The 18,281-nt window shown below is 72.3% G+C and carries 11 protein-coding genes; 5 read left to right on the top strand and 6 right to left on the bottom strand.

The features are described from left to right. Window positions 1–240: 240 nt before the first annotated feature. The 4 genes from murJ to H181DRAFT_RS19465 all read left to right on the top strand — a co-directional run bounded on the left by murJ (window position 241) and on the right by H181DRAFT_RS19465 (window position 4,544). A complete protein-coding gene (murJ, locus tag H181DRAFT_RS19480; protein ID WP_045865815.1) occupies window positions 241–1,932 on the top strand; it encodes a murein biosynthesis integral membrane protein MurJ in 1,692 nt (563 codons plus the stop codon). A 92-nt stretch (window positions 1,933–2,024) separates the two neighbouring features. Continuing rightward, entirely contained in the window at window positions 2,025–2,975 is a 951-nt protein-coding gene (locus tag H181DRAFT_RS19475; RefSeq protein WP_254666909.1) for a hypothetical protein, read from the top strand. Next, entirely contained in the window at window positions 2,972–3,652 is a 681-nt protein-coding gene (locus tag H181DRAFT_RS19470; RefSeq protein ID WP_254666908.1) for a hypothetical protein, read from the top strand. Before H181DRAFT_RS19475 ends, H181DRAFT_RS19470 begins: the two co-directional genes overlap by 4 nt. After that, window positions 3,633–4,544, top strand: coding sequence for an inositol monophosphatase family protein (locus tag H181DRAFT_RS19465; protein WP_078895843.1), 912 nt, complete (start codon window positions 3,633–3,635; stop codon window positions 4,542–4,544). The genes H181DRAFT_RS19470 and H181DRAFT_RS19465 overlap by 20 nt, the downstream gene beginning before the upstream one ends. Before the next feature lie 43 nt (window positions 4,545–4,587). Here the strand turns inward: H181DRAFT_RS19465 and H181DRAFT_RS19460 are convergent, their stop codons facing one another. Next, window positions 4,588–5,775 carry an SLC13 family permease gene (locus H181DRAFT_RS19460; RefSeq protein ID WP_107068801.1) on the bottom strand — a complete coding sequence of 396 codons (1,188 nt, stop codon included), beginning with the start codon at window positions 5,773–5,775 and terminating at the stop codon, window positions 4,588–4,590. Window positions 5,776–5,839: 64 nt separating this feature from the next. On the opposite strand from H181DRAFT_RS19460, the gene H181DRAFT_RS19455 reads away from it, so the two are divergent. Further along, the gene (locus H181DRAFT_RS19455; protein WP_045865885.1) at window positions 5,840–11,716 is read left to right on the top strand and encodes a WD40 domain-containing protein; all 5,877 of its coding nucleotides are present in this window, start codon (window positions 5,840–5,842) and stop codon (window positions 11,714–11,716) included. Window positions 11,717–11,739: 23 nt separating this feature from the next. Here the strand turns inward: H181DRAFT_RS19455 and H181DRAFT_RS19450 are convergent, their stop codons facing one another. The 5 genes from H181DRAFT_RS19450 to H181DRAFT_RS19430 all read right to left on the bottom strand — a co-directional run bounded on the left by H181DRAFT_RS19450 (window position 11,740) and on the right by H181DRAFT_RS19430 (window position 18,105). Then, window positions 11,740–13,374, bottom strand: a complete 1,635-nt coding sequence (locus H181DRAFT_RS19450; protein WP_078895842.1) for an NCS1 family nucleobase:cation symporter-1 — start codon at window positions 13,372–13,374, stop codon at window positions 11,740–11,742. 88 nt (window positions 13,375–13,462) lie between these two features. Next, window positions 13,463–14,470: a TIGR03842 family LLM class F420-dependent oxidoreductase gene (locus H181DRAFT_RS19445; RefSeq protein WP_045865814.1), complete on the bottom strand. Its 1,008-nt coding sequence runs from the start codon at window positions 14,468–14,470 to the stop codon at window positions 13,463–13,465. A gap of 40 nt (window positions 14,471–14,510) precedes the next feature. Continuing rightward, window positions 14,511–15,917, bottom strand: a complete 1,407-nt coding sequence (hydA, locus tag H181DRAFT_RS19440) for a dihydropyrimidinase (RefSeq protein WP_045865813.1) — start codon at window positions 15,915–15,917, stop codon at window positions 14,511–14,513. After that, on the bottom strand, window positions 15,914–17,263 hold the full coding sequence (locus H181DRAFT_RS19435; RefSeq protein ID WP_045865812.1) for an aspartate aminotransferase family protein: 1,350 nt from the start codon (window positions 17,261–17,263) through the stop codon (window positions 15,914–15,916). Before H181DRAFT_RS19435 ends, hydA begins: the two co-directional genes overlap by 4 nt. Further along, window positions 17,263–18,105 (bottom strand): nitrilase-related carbon-nitrogen hydrolase, encoded by an 843-nt coding sequence (locus tag H181DRAFT_RS19430; protein ID WP_045865811.1) that lies wholly within the window; start codon window positions 18,103–18,105, stop codon window positions 17,263–17,265. The genes H181DRAFT_RS19435 and H181DRAFT_RS19430 overlap by 1 nt, the downstream gene beginning before the upstream one ends. Between the last annotated feature and the right edge of the window lie 176 nt (window positions 18,106–18,281).

Genomic DNA, 18,281 nt, shown 5'->3' with positions numbered 1-18,281 from the left:
CTCGGTGGGGACGGGCGCCCCGTTCGTGCGCCCCCTGACGAAGAAGTTCTACTGCGAACTCCCCCTGGGCGCCCAGGTCTTGACCCCGCCCTTGACACCGCCGCAGGCGCCGGGTTCCGCGGCCGGGCAGGGCGACGAAACCGCTCGCGGCAGCGCGACGAACCGGGGGCGGGGCGGCCTGCGGAGTGCCCGTACCGAGCCGCGCCCGGCAGGCGCCGCGCCCTGTTCTAGATTGGCCCGATGGCTGAAGGGGCGGGGACGACACCGGCGGGCACCGGAACTGCCGACGGGAAACGCGGCGAGGAGCCCCGAACCGGCGAGGGGCACGCGAGCGGCAGAAGCCTGGCCCGCTCCTCGCTGCTGATGGCCGTGGGCACCGTGGCCTCGCGGGCCACGGGCCTGTTCCGTCAGCTGCTCCAGGCAGCGGCGCTGGGCAACGGGTTGCTGGCGAGTACGTACAACACGGCGAACACGATCCCGACGAGCCTGTACATGCTGCTCGTGGGCGGAACGCTCAACGCGGTGCTGGTGCCGCAGCTCGTGCGGGCGCGGACGCACGACCCCGACGGAGGACGCGCCTTCGAGCAGCGGCTCGTGACGTTCGTGCTGTGCCTGCTCGCCGCGGGGACGGCGCTGGCCGTGTGGGCGGCGCCCTACATCGTCGGCCTGTACATGCGCGACACCCCGGCCGCGCACGAGGCGTTCGAGCTGACCGTGGTCTTCGCACGATTCCTGCTGCCGCAGATCTTCTTCTACGGGCTGTTCGGCATACTCGGCCAAGTCCTCAACGCCCGCGAGAAGTTCGGCGCCATGATGTGGACGCCGGTCCTCAACAACCTCGTGCTCATCGCCATGTTCGGCGCCTACCTGAGCCTGATGACGCTTCCCGCGCAGGTGGAGGACGTCACCGCCGCGCAGGTGCGGCTGCTGGGCATCGGCACGACGAGCGGCATCGCGCTGCAGGCGCTGTCGCTGCTGCCGTTCCTGCGCGCCGCCGGTTTCCGCTTCCGTCCGCGCTTCGGATGGCGGAACACCGGACTGGGCAAGAGCTTCCACGCCGCCAAGTGGACCCTGCTGTTCGTCCTGGTGAACCAGGTGGCCCTGGCCGTGGTGACCAACTACGCCAACGCCGCCGACCAGGCGCTCCCCGAGGCGGGCGTCGGATACTCCGCCTACACCTACGCGCAGACGATCTGGATACTGCCGCAGTCGATCGTCACCGTCTCGCTCGTCACCGCGCTGCTGCCGCGGATGAGCCGGGCGGCGGCGGAGAACCGCGTCGGCGACCTGCGCGCGGACCTCTCCAGGGCGCTGCGGGTCACCGGTGCCTTCATCGTGCCCGCGGGATGCCTGTTCCTCGTACTGGGGCCGCACATCGCGGAGTTGCTGTTCGCCCACGGGGCCGCCGACGCCGCGTCGGCGCGGCCGCTGGGGCACATGCTGCAGGCGTTCGGCCCGGGCCTCGTCCCGTTCGCCGCCCAGTACCTGCTGCTGCGCGGGTTCTACGCCTTCGAGGACACCCGTACGCCGTTCGCCGTCGCCGCCTGGACCGCGGCGGTGAACATCGCGCTGGCCACCGCGTGCCATCTGCTGCTGCCCGCACGCTGGGCGGTGACGGGAATGGCCGCCTCGTACACGCTCGCGTACGCGGCGGGCCTCGTCCTCGCCTCCTGGCTGCTCCGCCGCAGGCTCGGCGAGCGTCTCGACGGCGGTGAGGTGCGCCGTGCCTACACCAAGCTGGTGATCGCGGGAACCGTGGCCGGCGGGTTCGGCTGGGCGGCCGCACGGGGCTGCGCGTACCTGCCGGTCAGCGGTGTGGCGGCCTCCGCCCTGGAGGTGGCCGCGGGAGTCGTCGTGCTGGCGGGGGCGTACCTGGGAGCGGTCCGCCTGCTGCGGCTGGGCGAGCTGCGGAGCATGTTCCGGCTGAGGTGACACCGGCGGCGATGCGCCGCCCGACGGGCCCGCCTGGCGAGCGGGTCGCCGCGCCTCCTACGATGCTGGTCATCACGGGGAGGGGTGGTTTCGTGGCACAGCGTGCAGGGCGCCTGGAGAGCGGCATCGGCTGGGTGATCAGGAACCTGGACGTCGTCATCGCCGTCGGGCTCGGTCTGACGATCGGTCTGCTGGACGTCTTCGGCGATGTCGTCAGCGACGACGTGTCGTCCGGTGCCACGCTGCTGGTGCTCGGCGCCCTGGCTGTCGGCTCGATGACGGAGCGCATCCGCCGCAGGTCCGACATCAAGGAGGTCGCCGCCGGCACCGAACGGGCCCTGCAGGACGTGGCGATGGTCCGGTCGCTGTCCGGCGGGGAGGTCGGCGAGGCGCTCACGAAGGCGCGCGAGGAGACCAGCCGCTGGTACTTCAAGGGCGGCACCGGCACCTACCTGCGGGCCGTGACGCTGCCGCGCTGCGTGGAGACGGCGACCCGGCAGCGGACGCCGCTCACCCTCAAGATCGACATCATCAACCCCGGGGACGAGCAGACCTGTTCGGCCTACGCGCGCTTCCGTCACACCTTCGCCCGCCAGCGCAACGTGGCCGCCGCCGACGCGTGGACCACGGCCCGGACGCGCAAGGAGTCCTACGCGACCGTCCTGGCGGCCTGCTGGTTCAAACAGCGCCTCGACACGCTGGACATCAGCGTCCACCTCTCGCTCGGCGTGCCCACCCTCCGCTTCGACCTGTCCGATTCGTGCCTTGTGATCACGCAGGACGACCCGAACCGGGTGAACATCCTGGTGCGGAAGGACCAGCCGCTCTACGACTACTACGTCACCGAGCTGCACCAGAGCCGGGAGCAGGCCCGCCGGCTGGAGCTGCACGGCCTGCCGCCGCTGAGCGAGGAGCCCACGGTCGACGAAGTGCGGGCCGTTTTCGCCCATTTGGCCCTGGATCTGCCCGCGGTCTTCACCGATGGCGACATCGGCGAGATCATCGACAAGGCACTGCACGCGGAGGATCCGTACCGGAGGTGAACGTCTCGGAGGCCATGGACTACGACGAGTTCGCACATGTGCTCCGGGAGGACGGTGCGCCGGACGGGCCGAGGCAGGCCGTCACGGGCGTCCTGGAGGAGATCGCCTCCGGCGAGCGGGAGTTGCGCGCCGTGGAGCATCCGCTGGGCTTTCTCTGCCTGCCGCTCGTGCGGGACGGCGCGCGGGGCGTCTGCGTGCATCTCTTCGAGCAGGGCACCGGCGCGGCATCCCCTGCCGACACTCAGATGCACGCGCACAGCTGGGAGTTGATGAGCCACGTCCTGTACGGACGGGTGTCCAACGTGCCCGTGCGGGTGGAGGACGCGACGTCCGAGCCCACGCACCGCGTGTTCGAGGTCCACAGCGATCCCGCCGGCGTGGACGAACTGCGGCCGACGGCACGGCTCGTGGAGTGCCTGCCCGGGCCCGAGGAGACCAGCGGCACCGGGGAGACCTACACGCTGCCGCCGGGCGAGTTCCACTCCACGGTCGTCGCACGGGACGAGCCCGCGGCGACGCTCGTCCTGGGCAGGTCGCTGCCGGGGCACACCGATCTGGTCCTCGGACCGGTGCACGGCGGCGGGCACCGCACGGTGCGGCGGCTGTGCGGTGCCACACACACCGAACGGACTGTGCGTACGGCGCTCAGGAGGGTCCATGGCGAACCGGCCGGCTGACGAGGGCGAGGACCGCGGCGGCGGGAGGGGCGCCGGTACGGGCGGAAGCGGCCCCACGGCCGGCGGCGGAGCGTACTCGCTGGAGCGGCGGGTCGCCGTCGCAGCCGCCGAGGAAGCCGGGGCGATGCTGCGCGAGCGCTTCGAGCAGGCGTACACGGTGCGCAGCAAGGGAGGCGACGGGGACGTCGTCACCGACCTCGACCTGTCCTCCGAGAAGCTCATACTGGCCCGTCTGCAGACCCACTTCCCCCACGACCGGATCCTCTCGGAGGAGGCGGGGCTCTTCGACGCGGTCGGCCGGCGCACCTGGCTCGTCGACCCGCTGGACGGCAGCAACAACGTCGCGGTGGGGCTGACCGCCTACGCGGTGGGGCTCGGGCTGTGCGTGGCGGGCGAGCCGGTGCTCGGAGTCGTCCACGAGCCCGTCACCGGCCGCACCTGGAGTGCCGTCGCCGGCCGGGGCGCGTACTCCGGCGAGGTTCCGCTGCCCGGGCCGCCCGGCGGTGTGCCCGACGCGGGACCGGTGGTCGCCTGGACGCAGGGACACGCGGTGGGCCGGAAGGACTCCACGGCACGGGAGCTGAGGGGCGCGCTGGAGCTGCGCTCGCGCCGCGTACTTCAGTTGTGGGCACCGCTGCTGGGCTGGAGCATGCTGGCACGCGGCACGATCGACGGCTTCGTGGGCTACTGCGCGGAGGCGGTCGACTTCCCCGCGGGGGCGCTGCTGGCGTCCGAAGCGGGCGCCGTCTTCCGTACGCTGACGGGCGGGCCGTTCCAAGTGGGCTTCACCGGGCCGGACTCGGAGCGCAGCTTCGTCGCGGCCCGCCCGGAAGTGCTCCCGTATCTCCTGGACGCGGTGGCCGGTGCCGCGGGGCCCGGTGACGCGGCCTGAACTGCCGGGCGCCCACCGGTAGTCCGGTGGTTCAGGACGCTCCTCAGACGGCCGCCAGCGTCGCGGTCGCCGCCAGCGTGGCCGTCACCGACAGGACCAGCCCGGTGCCCACGAAGCGGCCGAGGGGGATGCTCGTGCCGTGCCAGCGGCAGCGCTCGAACCACAGCAGGGTCGCCAGGGACGCCCAAGGGGTGACGACGGGGCCCACGTTGGTGCCGATCAGCAGCGCCAGGAGCTGGTCCTGGCTGCCGACGGGAACGGCGGACTCCCCCGCCAGGTAGACGGGCAGGTTGTTGAGCACGTTGGACAGACCCGCGCCCACTCCGGCGGAGCGCAGCATGCCGAGCAGCCCGCCGTCGGAGCCGATCGTCGCCGTCAGCAGCTCGTGCAGCCCGTGGATGTTGACGGCCTCCACGACGAGGAACATGCCCGGGACGAGGACCAGCAGCCGCCACGGCACCAGCGACGGCCGCAGGACCTCCCTGCGCCGGACGGCGAAGGCGGCGACGACGACCACGGCCGCGGTGAGGGAGGCGGCCCACAGCGGGACCTCCGCCACGAGCAGCGCCAGCAGGAAGGCCGCGCACGTCACCGCGCACACGCGGAAGAGGACGGGGTCCGCGGGACGCGGCGGGGCCGGCGGAGTGTAGGAGCCGGCGCCACGCCGTCCGCGCCGCCAGTAGAAACCCCACAGGCACGCCATCGTCACCAGGACGGCGGCCAGTTGGGGCGCCCACATGGTGGCGGCCATCTCCAGCGGCGAGAGCGCCACCCGGTTCGCGGCCAGCAGGTTCGTCAGGTTCGACACGGGAAGCAGCAGGCTCGCCGTGTTCGACAGCCAGACGGTCGTCATGGCGAGCGGCACGGCGGCGATCCCCACGCGGGCGGCGAGGGCGAGCATCACCGGCGTGAGGAGGACCGCCGTGGTGTCGAGGTTGAGCGTGATGGTGACGACCGAGGCGAAGAGCACGCAGAGCCCGAAGAGGGCGGCGTAACTGCCCCTCCCGGCGCGGGCCACCCAGGCGGCGACGGCGTCGAACACCTCGGCTTTGCCCGTCAGTTCGGCCATCACGATCACGGTGGCCAGGAAGACGAGCAGCGGTCCGATGCGCTTCATGGCGGACTCTGCCGCCTCCGAGGGCAGGACGCCCGCCGCGACGAGGGCCAGACCGCACAGCAGCAGGCCGCAAGCGAGCCAGTCCAGAGGATGCAATCGCTTCAGGATCCGCACGGTGTACAGAATCGCACACAGGGTGAAGACCGCCGGTGTCCGGGCGAACTCCTACGATGGGTGCATGGTGACCAACGGGGAACTGCTGGGGCAGACGCGGAATCTGGACTTCTTCATCAGCTACTCCCCGGCGGACGAGCAGTGGGCCTCGTGGATCGCGTGGACCCTGGAAGAGGCGGGGTACCGCACGGCCATCCAGGCCTGGGACTTCGTCCCCGGCACCAACTTCATCGACTTCATGGACCGCGGCGTCAGCGAGTCGGCCGCCGTCATCGCGGTGCTCTCCCGCCACTACGAGCGCTCCACGTACGGCCGCATGGAGTGGCAGGCGGCGCTGCGTGCCGAACCGGAGGCGCCTGAGCGGAAGTTGCTGACGGTCCGGGTCGAGGACATTCCCGTCGAGGGGCTGCTCGCCACCATCACCTACGTCGATCTCGTGGGCGTCTCCGACGCCGCGGCGGCCCGCGGCCTGCTGCTCACCCGCGTCGGGCAGGCCCTGGAGGGCCACGCCCGCCCCGGCTCGCGCCCCGGCTACCCGGGCGGCGGCGCACCCGCCGCGCTGCCCGGCCCCCGCGACGCGGCGGGTCACCACGACGCTCAGGACGCCGGCCCGCGTCCGCTCGGCCGCACGGGGTGGCCGGGGCGCCGCCGTCCGTCCCGTGCACCGTCGTATCCGCAGTCGCCGGAGGCGGCCCGGTCGCAGGGCGCGGTGACCGTACTGCACGTGGCAGGGCCCAACTTCGGCCGCGGGCGGGAGCCGGACGAGCTGCGCCGCAAGATCTGGAGCAGCCTCGTCGAGCTGAAGGACGACGGTGCGCCGGCGCCGGACCTGCTGGTCGTCAGCGGGGACCTGACGGCGTCCGGAAGCCCCCGCGAGTGCGACCAGGCGCTCGGGTTCCTGACGGGGCTGCGCTCCCAACTCGACCTGCCGCCGCAGCGGGTGGTGGCCGTGCCGGGCACGCAGGACGTCAGCCAGGCCGCCTGCTTAGGCTATTTCCACACTTGCGAGGCCGACGAGGTGCCGCCGCAGCCGCCGTACTGGCCCAAGTGGCGGCACTACACGAGGCTCTTCCGCGACCTCTACCAGGGCATGGACACCGTCTTCGAGAGCGACCAGCCCTGGACGCTCTTCCCCGTGCCCGAACTGCACACCGTCGTCGCCGGGTTCAACTCCTCCATCGCCTACAGCCACCGGCCGGACGACCAGTACGGCTTCCTCGGCCGCGACCAGAGCACCTGGTTCAGCGAGACACTGCGCACGTACGAGGAGGAGGGCTGGCTGCGCATCGGCGTGCTCCGCCACCCCCTCGCCCCGGCCCGCCCCCGCCCGGGGGACGCGCCGGGCGGCCCGGGCCCGCTCCGCGACGCCGACACCTTCGCCCGCCTCCCCGGCCGCCGTCTCCACCTCGTCCTGCACGGCCCGGCCGGCGGTCCGCGCACCACGGCGGCGGAGCCCGCGCACGCCCGGCTGGACACGCCGGCAGGCGAGTTGCCGCTGTTCGGTTCCGCGGCGCCCGGCCGCTGCGAGCTGCTGCACATCGCCGCCGACGGCGTCACGCGCTGGAGCGACACGGGAACCGGCGGGCCCGCCCGGTTCACCGCTGGCTGGCCCAGGGCCCACCGCGTGTTCGCCCCTCCCGGGGAGCACGCGGGCACCCCCGCGGGAACGCAGGACGAGGACAACCGGCCCGTCGACGATCCGGCGGGCTCGCTCGCCGAGCGGGTCCGGGAAGTCTGCCTGGCCCGCTGGGAGAACGTCCGGCTGCGGGACGTGCCCGCACGCGCCGCCGGCGACATGGCGCAGATCATGGCCACCTGGCACGAAGAGGGCGTCGTGCGGCAGCAGCGCATCGCCGTGCACCCCGGCACGCCCACGGAGGACGAACTCGACCGGTTCACCGCGCAGGCCCACGCCACCGACATCGGCTTCGAGGCCGAGGTGGTCCACGAGGGCCCGTCGCCGGGGAGGGCCCTGCGGGAGCGGGCGGGCCGCAGGGGTATCCGGGTCCGCAGCTTCCTGGAGTTCCAGGGCCTGCTGGACCTGCGCGCCTACGTCGCGGCCCAGAGCGCCGCCCTCGCCGCCGACGAGCGCTACTCCCCCGGCCTCTACCTGCCCCAGCGCTACCGGGAGGCCGAACGCCCCGACGGCGAGGAACGCGACGGCCTCGTCGAGAAGATGCTGGAGCTGCTGGAGGCCGACCACGGCCGCTTCCTGCTGCTGCTCGGCGACTTCGGCCACGGAAAGACCTTCGCCCTGCGGGAGTTGGCCAGGCGCATCCCCGAACAGCTCCCCCACCTCACGCCGTTGCTGATCCCGCTGAGCACCCTCGACCGGGCGCACAGCCTCGAAGGGCTCGTCGCGGCGCACCTCGCGGGCCACGACGTGGACACCATCGACCTGCGGGCGCTGCGCTACATGCTCAAGCAGGGGCGGGTCGTGCTCCTCTTCGACGGCTTCGACGAGTTGGTCAACCGCGTCAGCTACGACCGCGCCGCCGACCACCTGCAGGTGCTGCTGGACGCCTCCGTCGACAACGCGAAGATCGTCGTCAGCAGCCGCACCCAGCACTTCAAGTCCCAGGCGCAGATCCTGACGGCGCTCGGCGAACGGGTGGGGATGCTGCCGCAGCGGCGGATACTGTCCATCGAGGGCTTCCTGCCGGCGCAGATCCGCGCCTACCTGGTCAACCGCTACGGCGACGAGGCCGTGGCAGGGCAGCGCTTCCAGCAGCTGGAGAACATCCCCGACCTGCTGGCGCTGTGCCGCAACCCGCGGCTGCTGAGCTTCGTCGCCGACCTCCACCCCGACCAGCTGCGGGCGGTGGCCGGAGCGGGGCGGGCGCTGAGCGCCGCCGGGCTCTACGAGGACGTCTTCACCGCGTGGCTCTCCTTCGAGGAGAACCGCGCCCAGGGCGGCCCCGGCGCCGCGCCCGGGCTGCGCCAGGAGCACCTGTGGGCGGCCGTCACCGCCCTCGCGCAGCGCCTCTGGGAGAGCGGCAGGAGCGCCCTGCGGCTGGACGAGCTGACGGACACCGTGGCGGAGACGCTGGGCGGACTCGCCGGCAGCGGCTCGCTGTCGGTGCCCGAGAGCGCCCAGGCGGTGGGTGCGGGAAGCCTGCTGGCGCGTACGGAGGAAGGGCTCTTCCACTTCATCCACGGCTCCGTCGTCGAATGGCTGGTCGCCCGTGAGGCAGCGGCCCAACTCGGCCGCGGCGAGGCGGCGTTGCTCTCCGCGCGGCCCCTCAGCCAGCTCGCCGTCGAGTTCTTCTGCGACCTGGCCGACCACGACCTGGTCACCGCCTGGGTCCGCGACGTGCTCAACACGCCCGGCCCGGACACGAGCGAGGCCGCGCGGGCCAACGCCGTACGCGTCATCGACCGGCTGCGGGTGCCCGCGGACGCCGATCTGCGCGGTGCGCGCCTCGTGGGCGAGGACCTGTCGGCACGGGACTTCTCCGGTGTGGACCTCACCGGAGCCGACCTCACCGACGCCCGCCTGGTGGGCAGCAACCTCGCCGGCGCCGTCCTGCGGGACGCACGCCTGGCCGGCGCCCGCCTGGACCGCGCCGACCTGACGGGCGCCGACCTGTCCGGCGCCGACCTGCGCAGGGCCGGGCTCACCCGGACCGTGCTGCGCGGCGCCCGCCTCACCGGCAGCCGCTGGAACCGTGCCGCGCTCATCGACCCGGTGGCCGACGGCGGCGTGCGCGCCGCACCCGAACTCGCCGCCGCCGCGATCGCCCCCGACATGCCCGTCGAGGCGGGGCTGCGCCCTTCGGCGGTCGGCGTCCCCTACGGCTTCGACATGCGGACGAGCCGTCTGCCCGAGCCCATCTCCTACAGCCCCGACGGCGAACTCCTCGCCGTCGGCAGCGAGGACGGCGGCGTGCTGGTCTGCGCCGCCGACACCGGAAGGGCGCTGCGCACGCTCCACGGCCACCAGGACCGCGTGTACGCCGTCAAGTTCCGTTCCACGGTGCTCGCCACGGGGAGCGCGGACGGCACCGTGCGCCTGTGGGACCCGGTCTCGGGGCGCTGCCGGCACCGGCTGGAGGTCCACCCCGGCGGTGTCTGGCCCGTCTCCCTGGACGCGGCCGGGCGGCTGCTGGCCACCGGGGACGCCGAAGGGCTCGTCACCCTCTGGGACACCGCCACGGGCGAAGCCCTGCACCGGCTGCCGGACCACACGGCCCCCGTCTACACCGCCGTGTTCAGCCCGGACGGCGAGACCCTCGCCACCGGCGACGCGGGCGCCTCGCTGCGCCTCTGGGACACCCGGACCGGAACGTGCAGGGCGGTGCTGGAGGGTCACCGTGGGGCCGTCTACCGGGCCCGCTTCAGCCCCGACGGCACGCTGCTGGCCACCGGGGACCAGGGGGCGGACGGGCACGGCACCGTACGCGTGTGGAACGCCGCCGGCGGAAACCTCCTGCACGAACTGCCCGGCCACACCGGACGCGTGTACACCCTGGACTTCCATCCCGCAGGCGGCCTCCTCGTCAGCGGTGACACCGACGGCGGCGTGCGGCTGTGGGACCCGGTCGCCGGCCACGCCGCCGGAACGCTGGAGCGCTGCCCGGGCAGCGTCTACCAGGTGCTCTTCGGCGACGAGGGCCGGCTGCTCGCCGCGTGCGACAGCGACGGCACCGTGCGGATGTGGCGCTTCGCGTCCGGAAGGGCGGGCGGGGAGCGGCACTCGGTGTCCCTGCTCCCCCAGCAACCGGTCGAGCACCGCGGATCGGCCTGGGCGTGCTCGTTCCGCCCGCACGACAGGCAGCTGCTCACCGTCGGCACCGACGGCGGCGCGCAGATCTGGGACGCCGAGACGGGCGGCGGGAAGCGCATCCTGCGGGGCCACGGCCGCCGCGTCAACACCCTCGGCTTCAGCGCCGACGGCACCCGGCTCGCCGCCAGCGGCAACGACGGGACGGTACGGATGTGGGACGCGCGCACCGGCCGCCGCACCGCCGAACTCTCCGGCCGCGGCGACCGGTTGGTCTCCGCCGTCTTCAGCCCCGCGGCGCCCCTGCTCGGCACCGCCAGCAACGACGGCGACGTCTACCTGTGGCACGCCGGCACCGGCGAGTACCTGCGGGAGATGGACGTCGAGACGGAGCACACCTGGGCCGAGGCCTTCAGCGCGGACGGCAACCTGCTCGCGACCGCCAACGACGACGACACCGTACGGCTGTGGTGGCGCAGCACCGGCGCCCACGTGGCCACGCTGACGCAGCACCGCGGCCGGGTGCGTTCCATCGCGTTCCGCGAGGACGGCGCGCTGCTCGCCACCGGCTGCGACGACAGCCTCGTCAGGCTCTACGACCCCCGCACGGGCGAACTCGTCACCGAGCTGGAGGGCCACACCGACCGCGTGTACTCGGTGACCTTCGGCGCCGGAGACGCGGAGGGACCGGCCGGAGACGCGGCCGGTGGACGCGTCGTGGTCAGCGCCTCCTGGGACGGCACGGCCGTGATCTGGCGCGGCGGCGAGCCGCTGCACGTGCTGCGCGGCCACAGGGGCCGGCTGTGGGCGGCGGCGTCCCATCCGTCGCGTCCGCTGCTGGCGACGGCGGGCGACGACCGCGCGATCCGCCTGTGGCACACCGGTCGTGGCGTGCAGACGGCGCGGCTGGACGACCACACCGGGCGCGTCCTCGCCCTCGCCTTCAGCCCCGACGGGTCGATGCTCGCCAGCGGCGGCGAGGACGGCACCGTGCGCCTGTGGTCCGTGCCGGCCGGCTCGGACGAGCCGGAACTGCGGGGGACGCTCATAGGGGTGCCCCACGGCTGGGCGGCGCTGACCCCGTCGGGCGGCTACAAGTACGAGGGCGACGTGGCGGGCGAGTTCTGGCACGTGGTGGGCATGGCACGGTTCACGCCGGGGGAACTCGACGAGTACCTCCCCGGCGTGAACCGGCTGCCCCTCGACGCGGAGCTGTGAAGAGCCGCGGCGGCTCGGGCGTCCTACCGCCCGCCCGCCGCGCCCTCGCCGGCCGCGGGTCGCTGCGGCTCCGCCACGGAGCCGTCCGGCGGTTCCGCCACGGGGCTCTGCGGCGGCACGGCCCGCGTCAGCGCCACGTACAGCAGCAGCGAACTGGCCATGCCGACGGCCCAGCCGTAGTCGGCGAGCGGCTTCAGGAGGGGGATCAGCCCGTCGGCGGGGAAGGGCCCCTTGCCGGGCGCCGACCAGGAGCCGCCGACCGCCAGCAGACCGCCCGCGGCGAACGCCGCCAGCGCCCGCCAGTTCCAGCCGGAGCCGTACCAGTAGGAGCCGCCCTCGCGGTAGAGGTCCGCGACCAGCAGCCGGGTCCGCCGCAGCAGCCAGTAGTCGGCGATGAGGATGCCCGCGACGGTGCCGAGCAGCCCGCCGACGGTGCCCAGCCACGTGTAGATGTACAGCTCGGGCGTCTCGGTCAGCTTCCACGGCATGATGACGACGCCCACGACGCCCGTGACGAGCGCGCCCGTACGGAAGCTGATGAACCTCGGGGCGAGGTTCGCCAGGTCGTAGGCGGGTGAGACGACGTTCGCGGCGATGTTCACCGAGATCGTCGCCACGAGCACGGTGATCAGGGCGAACAGCAGGCCGAAGACGTTGTCCGTCTTGGCGGCGAGCTCGACCGGGTCCCAGATCGTCGCCCCGTACACGGCCTGGGAGCCGGCGGTGACGAAGACCGACAGCAGCGCGAAGAGCGTCATGGTCGTCGGCAGTCCCAGCGACTGGCCCCACACCTGGGCGCGCTGGCCGGCGCCGAAGCGGGTGAAGTCGGGGATGTTGAGCGACAGGGTGGACCAGAAGGCGATCATGCCCATGAGGGCCGGGAAGAAGACCGGCCAGAACTCGGCGCCCCAGCCCAGCTCGGAGGGCTGGTCGAGGAGCGGCCCGAAGCCTCCCGCCTTGACCGCCATCCAGATCAGCAGGACGAACGCGCCGACGATGACGAAGGGCGCCGCCCAGTTCTCGAAGCGGCGCAGCGCCTCCATCCCCCGGTAGATGATGGCCAGTTCGAGCGCCCAGAACAGCACGAAGCAGACCCACAGCGTCCACGGCTGCCCGCCGATCTGCGCCGCGTCCTTCCAGCCTCCGAACATCTTCCCCAGCAGGATGAAGATGCCCTGCCCCCCGATCCACGTCTGGATGCCGAACCAGCAGCAGGCCACGGCGGCGCGGATCATCGCCGGCAGGTTGGCTCCGCGCACACCGAAGGAGGCGCGGGCGAACACGGGGAAGGGGATGCCGTACTTGGGCCCGGCGTGACCGGTCAGCAGCATGGGCAGCAGCACGATCACGTTCGCCAGGGCGATGGTGAACACGGCCTGCTTCCAGTCCATGCCGAGCGCCACGAGCCCCGAGGCGAGCAGCCAGGACGGGATGTTGTGCGCCATGCCGATCCACACGGCGGCGAAGTTGTAGGTGGTCCAGCGCCGTTGGGCGAGCGGCACCGGTCTGAGGTCGTCGTTGGTGTACCGGCCTCCGTCGGGTATGGCGCCCTCGGCGAGCTCCACCCGGCCGTCGGCGTGGGTGATCTGGTCGCCCGCCGGGCCGTCACCGGGAGCGCTCTGCGGTCCCGGTGCGGCGGCTGGAGCGGTCCCGGTCATGTGCACACACCTCTTCTGCTGGGTCGGTCCAGTGGGTGTCGCGTGTGGTGCTGCGCTCCCGGTGCCCGGCACCGGGGGGCCGGGCCCGTCAGGACCCGGCGCCGAGTGCGGGGATGATCTCGCTCCCGTAGGCGTCGATGGTGGACTCCGTGGCGTCGTGCATCGCGTACACCGCGAACTGGTCGACGCCCAGGTCGCGGAGCTCCTTCAGCCGCTGCACGTGCGCCTCCGCCGGGCCCAGCAGGCAGAAGCGGTCGACGACTTCGTCGGGCACGAAGGCGGTGTCCGGGTTCCCGGCGCGGCCGTGGTGCGAGTAGTCGTAGCCCTGGCGGGCCTTGATGTAGTCGGTCAGCGCGGTGGGGACGAGGTCGGAGTTCTCTCCGTAGCGTTCGACGAGGTCGGCCACGTGGTTGCCGACCATGCCGCCGAACCAGCGGCACTGCTCGCGGGCGTGCGCGAGGTCGTCCCCGACGTAGGCGGGTGCGGCGACGCAGATCGTGACCTCGTCGGGGTCGCGCCCGGCCTCGACGGCGGCGACGCGCACCGCCTTGACCATGTACTCCGTGAGATACGGGTCGGCGAGCTGCAGGATGAAGCCGTCCGCCTCGCGGCCGGCCATGGCCAGCGCCTTCGGCCCGTACGCCCCCATCCACACCGGCAGCTTGCTGTCGCGCACCCACGGCAGCCGTACGGGCGTGCCGTCGAGGACGGCCTCGCGGCCCTCGGCCAGGTCGCGGATGACGGACATCGCCTCGCTGAGGCGGGCGAGGGTGTTCGGCTTCCGCCCGGCCACGCGCATCGCCGAGTCGCCGCGGCCGATGCCGCAGACGGTGCGGTTGCCGTACATCTCGTTGAGCGTGGCGAACGTCGAGGCGGTGACCTCCCACGAGCGGGTGCCGGGGTTGGTCACCATGGGACCGACGATCAGCTTCTCGGTGTGCTCCAGCACGCGGCTGTGGATGACGTACGGCTCCTGCCAGAGCACCGCCGAGTCGAACGTCCACCCGTAGCGGAAGCCGTTGCGTTCGGCGCGGCGCATGAGGCCGACGGTCCGGGAGCCGGGTGGGTCAGTCTGCAGTACGAGTCCGAAGTCCATGCCAGGGTCCTTTCGGTGTTTTGTTGTCCGGCCGCCGTGCTCAGTCCAGGAGTTGGCACAGACCGCGGGGCGTGTACTGGCCGTGCCCGGCCCGTCCCGCGTACGTACGGCGGTCGATGACGGTCTCGCCGCGCGAGAGCACCGTCTCCACCTGCCCGGTGATCTGCTTGCCCTCGTACGCCGAGTAGTCGACGTTCATGTGGTGCGTCTCGGCGGACAGGGTCTGCCGTGCCTGCGGGTCGTAGATGACGACGTCGGCGTCCGAGCCGGGCTGCAGGGTCCCCTTCTTGGGGTAGAGCCCGAACATGCGGGCCGGTGTGGCGCAGGCCAGCTCGATCCAGCGGCGCCGGGAGATGTGGCCGTCGAGGACCGCCTGGTGCAGCAGGTCCATGCGGTGCTCCACACCGGGCATGCCGTTGGGGATCTTCGAGAAGTCGCCCCGGCCCAGCTCCTTCTGTCCGACGAAGCAGAACGGGCAGTGGTCGGTCGAGACCACCTGGAGGTCGTCGGTGCGCAGGCCCCGCCACAGGGCGGCCTGGTGCTCCTTGGGCCGCAGCGGCGTGGAGCAGACGTATTTGGCGCCGCCGAAGTCGGGCTCCGCGAGGTTGTCCGTGGAGAGGAAGAGGTACTGCGGGCAGGTCTCCCCGAAGACGGGCAGGCCCTTGTCGCGTGCGGTCGCCAGCTCGGCGACGGCCTCCTCCGCGGACACGTGCACGACGTAGAGCGGCGAACCCGCCACGCGGGCCAGCTGGATGGCGCGGTGCGTGGCCTCGGCCTCCAGCAGCGCCTTGCGCACCTCTCCGTGGTAGCGGGGGTCGGTACGGCCGGCGGCCAGGGCCTGTTCGACGAGGACGTCGATGGCGATGCCGTTCTCGGCGTGCATCATCGTCAGGGCCCCGTTGGAGGCGGTGCGCTGCATGGCGCGGAGGATCTGCCCGTCGTCGCTGTAGAAGACGCCCGGGTAGGCCATGAACATCTTGAAGGAGGTGATGCCCTCCTCCACCAGTATGTCCATCTCCTTGAGGGTGCCCTCGTTGACGTCGGAGAGGATCATGTGGAACGCGTAGTCCACGGAGCACTGGGCGTCGGCCTTGGCGTGCCAGCGGTCCAGCCCCTCGCGCAGGGCCTGGCCCTTGGTCTGCACGGCGAAGTCGACGATGGTGGTGGTGCCGCCCCACGCCGCCGCCCGGGTGCCCGACGCGAAGTCGTCGGAGGAGAAGGTGCCTCCGAAGGGGAAGTCCATGTGGGTGTGCGCGTCGACGCCGCCCGGGACGACGTACTTGCCGGAGGCGTCGATGGTGCGCTCCGCGTTCCAGCTCTCGGCGACGGTGCTGCCGCTCGCGGCGACCGCGACGACGCGGCCGTCCTCGATCAGGATGTCGGCGTGCGTCTCGTCGGCTGCCGTGATCACGAGACCGCCGCGAACTGCCGTACGGGTGTGCGTCATTGCGGGTTCTTCCCCTCCAGCTGAGTGTCTGCCGTGCGCAACGCGTGCTCCAGGATCTCGGCGCCCTCCTCCGCCTCCGCGACGGTCAGCGTCAGCGGCGGCGCGACCCGCAGCACGCTGCTGGTGGAGTGGCCGCCCCCCTTGCCGATGAGCAGCCCTCTCTCGCGGGCCAGTTCCTGCACCAGTGAGGCGGCCTCCGGCCACGGCTCGTCGGTGCCGTGACGTACGAGTTCGACACCGGCCATCAGGCCCCTGCCGCGCACCTCGCGTACGACGCCCAGGCCGGCCGCCGCCGCCCGCAGCCGCTCCAGCAGCAGCCCGCCGACCCGGCGCGCGTTGCCCTGGAGGTCGTGCTCCAGCAGGTAGTTGAGGTTGGCGTTGCCGGCGGCCATGGTCACGGGGCTGCCGCCGAAGGTGGAGATCGAGTTGGCCGGGAGGCAGTTCATGACTTCGGCGCGGGCGACGACGCCGCCGATCGACATTCCGTTGCCGATGCCCTTGGCGAAGGTGAGGATGTCGGGCGGCCCCGCCTGCGCGTGTGCCTGCCAGCCCCAGAAGTGCTCGCCGGTGCGGCCCCAGCCCGTCTGCACCTCGTCGCTGATCCACAGGGCGCCGCGCTCGCGCAGCACTTCGCGGAAGGCGGCGAGGAGCCCGTCGGGGCCGGACGTGAACCCGCCCACGCCCTGCACGGGTTCGGCGATCAGGGCGGCCACGTCGCCCCCGGCCTGTCCGAGCATGTCGGCCAGGTCCTCGGTGCAGGCGTCGACGAACGCGGCGTCGTCCAGCTCGGCGAACGGCCCCCGGGTCCGCACGCCACCGTGCACGTACAGCGTCTGGAGCGGCGAGAGGGACGTGGGCGACCAGGAGCGGTTCCCGGTGATGCCGACCGCCGAGAACGACCGCCCGTGGTAGCTGTTGCGCAGCGCCACGATCTGGTTGGAGCGGCGGTAGGTGGTGGCCAGCAGCAGGGCGGTGTCGTTGGCCTCCGTACCGGACGTGGTGAAGAAGACGCGGGCGTCCGGGATTCCGGACACCGCGGCGATCCGTTCCGCCAACTCCACCATGGGGCGGTCCAGATAGAGGCTGGAGGTGTGCAGGATGCGCTGCGCCTGCTCGCTGACGGCCTTGGTGACCTCGGGCAGCGCGTGCGCCGTCATGGTGGTGAGGATGCCGCCGAAGAAGTCGAGGTAGCGCTTGCCCTCGCTGTCCCAGACGTGCCGCCCCTCGCCGTGGGTGATCTCGATCGGCTCGTCGTAGTAGAGCGCGAGCCAGTCGGGCAGCACGGCGCGGTGGCGGTTGTGGAGCACCTTCGGCGAACCAGCCGGGTCGTGGTCCGCGGTGGTCATCAGGGCTGCACCAGCCCGTCGTAGGCGTCGGGGCGGCGGTCGCGGTAGAAGGCCCACTGCTCGCGGACTTCGTCGATCATGCCGAAGTCCAGGTCGCGGACGACGAGTTCCTCTTCCTTGTCGCTCGCGACGTCCCCGACGAACTGGCCGCGCGGGTCGACGAAGTAGCTGGTGCCGTAGAAGTCGTTGTCGCCGTACTCCTCCTGGCCGACGCGGTTGATGGCCGCGACGAAGTACTCGTTCGCGACGGCCGCCGCGGGCTGTTCGAGCTGCCAGAGGTAGGAGGACAGGCCGCGGTGGGTGGCCGACGGGTTGTAGACGAGGTGGGCCCCGGCCAGGCCGAGGGCCCGCCACCCCTCCGGGAAGTGCCGGTCGTAGCAGATGTAGACGCCGACCTTGCCGACCGCCGTGTCGAAGACCGGCCAGCCCAGGTTCCCCGGCTTGAAGTAGAACTTCTCCCAGAAGCCCTTGACCTGGGGGATGTGGTGCTTGCGGTACTTGCCGAGGTACGAGCCGTCGGCGTCGATGACGGCGGCGGTGTTGAAGTAGAAGCCCGACTGCTCCTTCTCGAAGACGGGCACCACGATCACCATGCCGGTCTCACGGGCGAGCTCCTGCATCCGCCGCACCGTCGGCCCGTCCGGCACGGACTCCGCCCACTTGTAGTGCTCGGCGTCCTGGACCTGGCAGAAGTACGGGGCGTTGAAGACCTCCTGGAAGCCGATCACCTTGGCCCCCTGCCTGGCGGCCTCCCGCGCGTGCTGCTCGTGCTTCTCGATCATCGACTCGGTGTCGCCGGTCCACGTCGCCTGTACGAGTGCGGCGCGCACAACATCGGTCATGAGCAGCTCCTTTGGGAGGGAGGTCAGGGCAATGCGACACGCGTAGATCCACGTGAGAATGTGACCGTAGGTCCCGTCACGCACGGTGGCAAGGGCATCGACGTTAGGTCGCTCGATCGATCTTGTTTCCGGCCCGTGTCAAGACCGCGTGGCCTGCGCGGCAGTGCGCGACGGCC

The organism is Streptomyces sp. WMMB 714 (assembly GCF_900090125.1).
Lineage (GTDB): Bacteria > Actinomycetota > Actinomycetes > Streptomycetales > Streptomycetaceae > Streptomyces > Streptomyces daqingensis.
The sequence above is the reverse complement of the archived record's forward strand: the minus strand, read 5'-3'. Positions and strand labels throughout refer to the sequence as shown.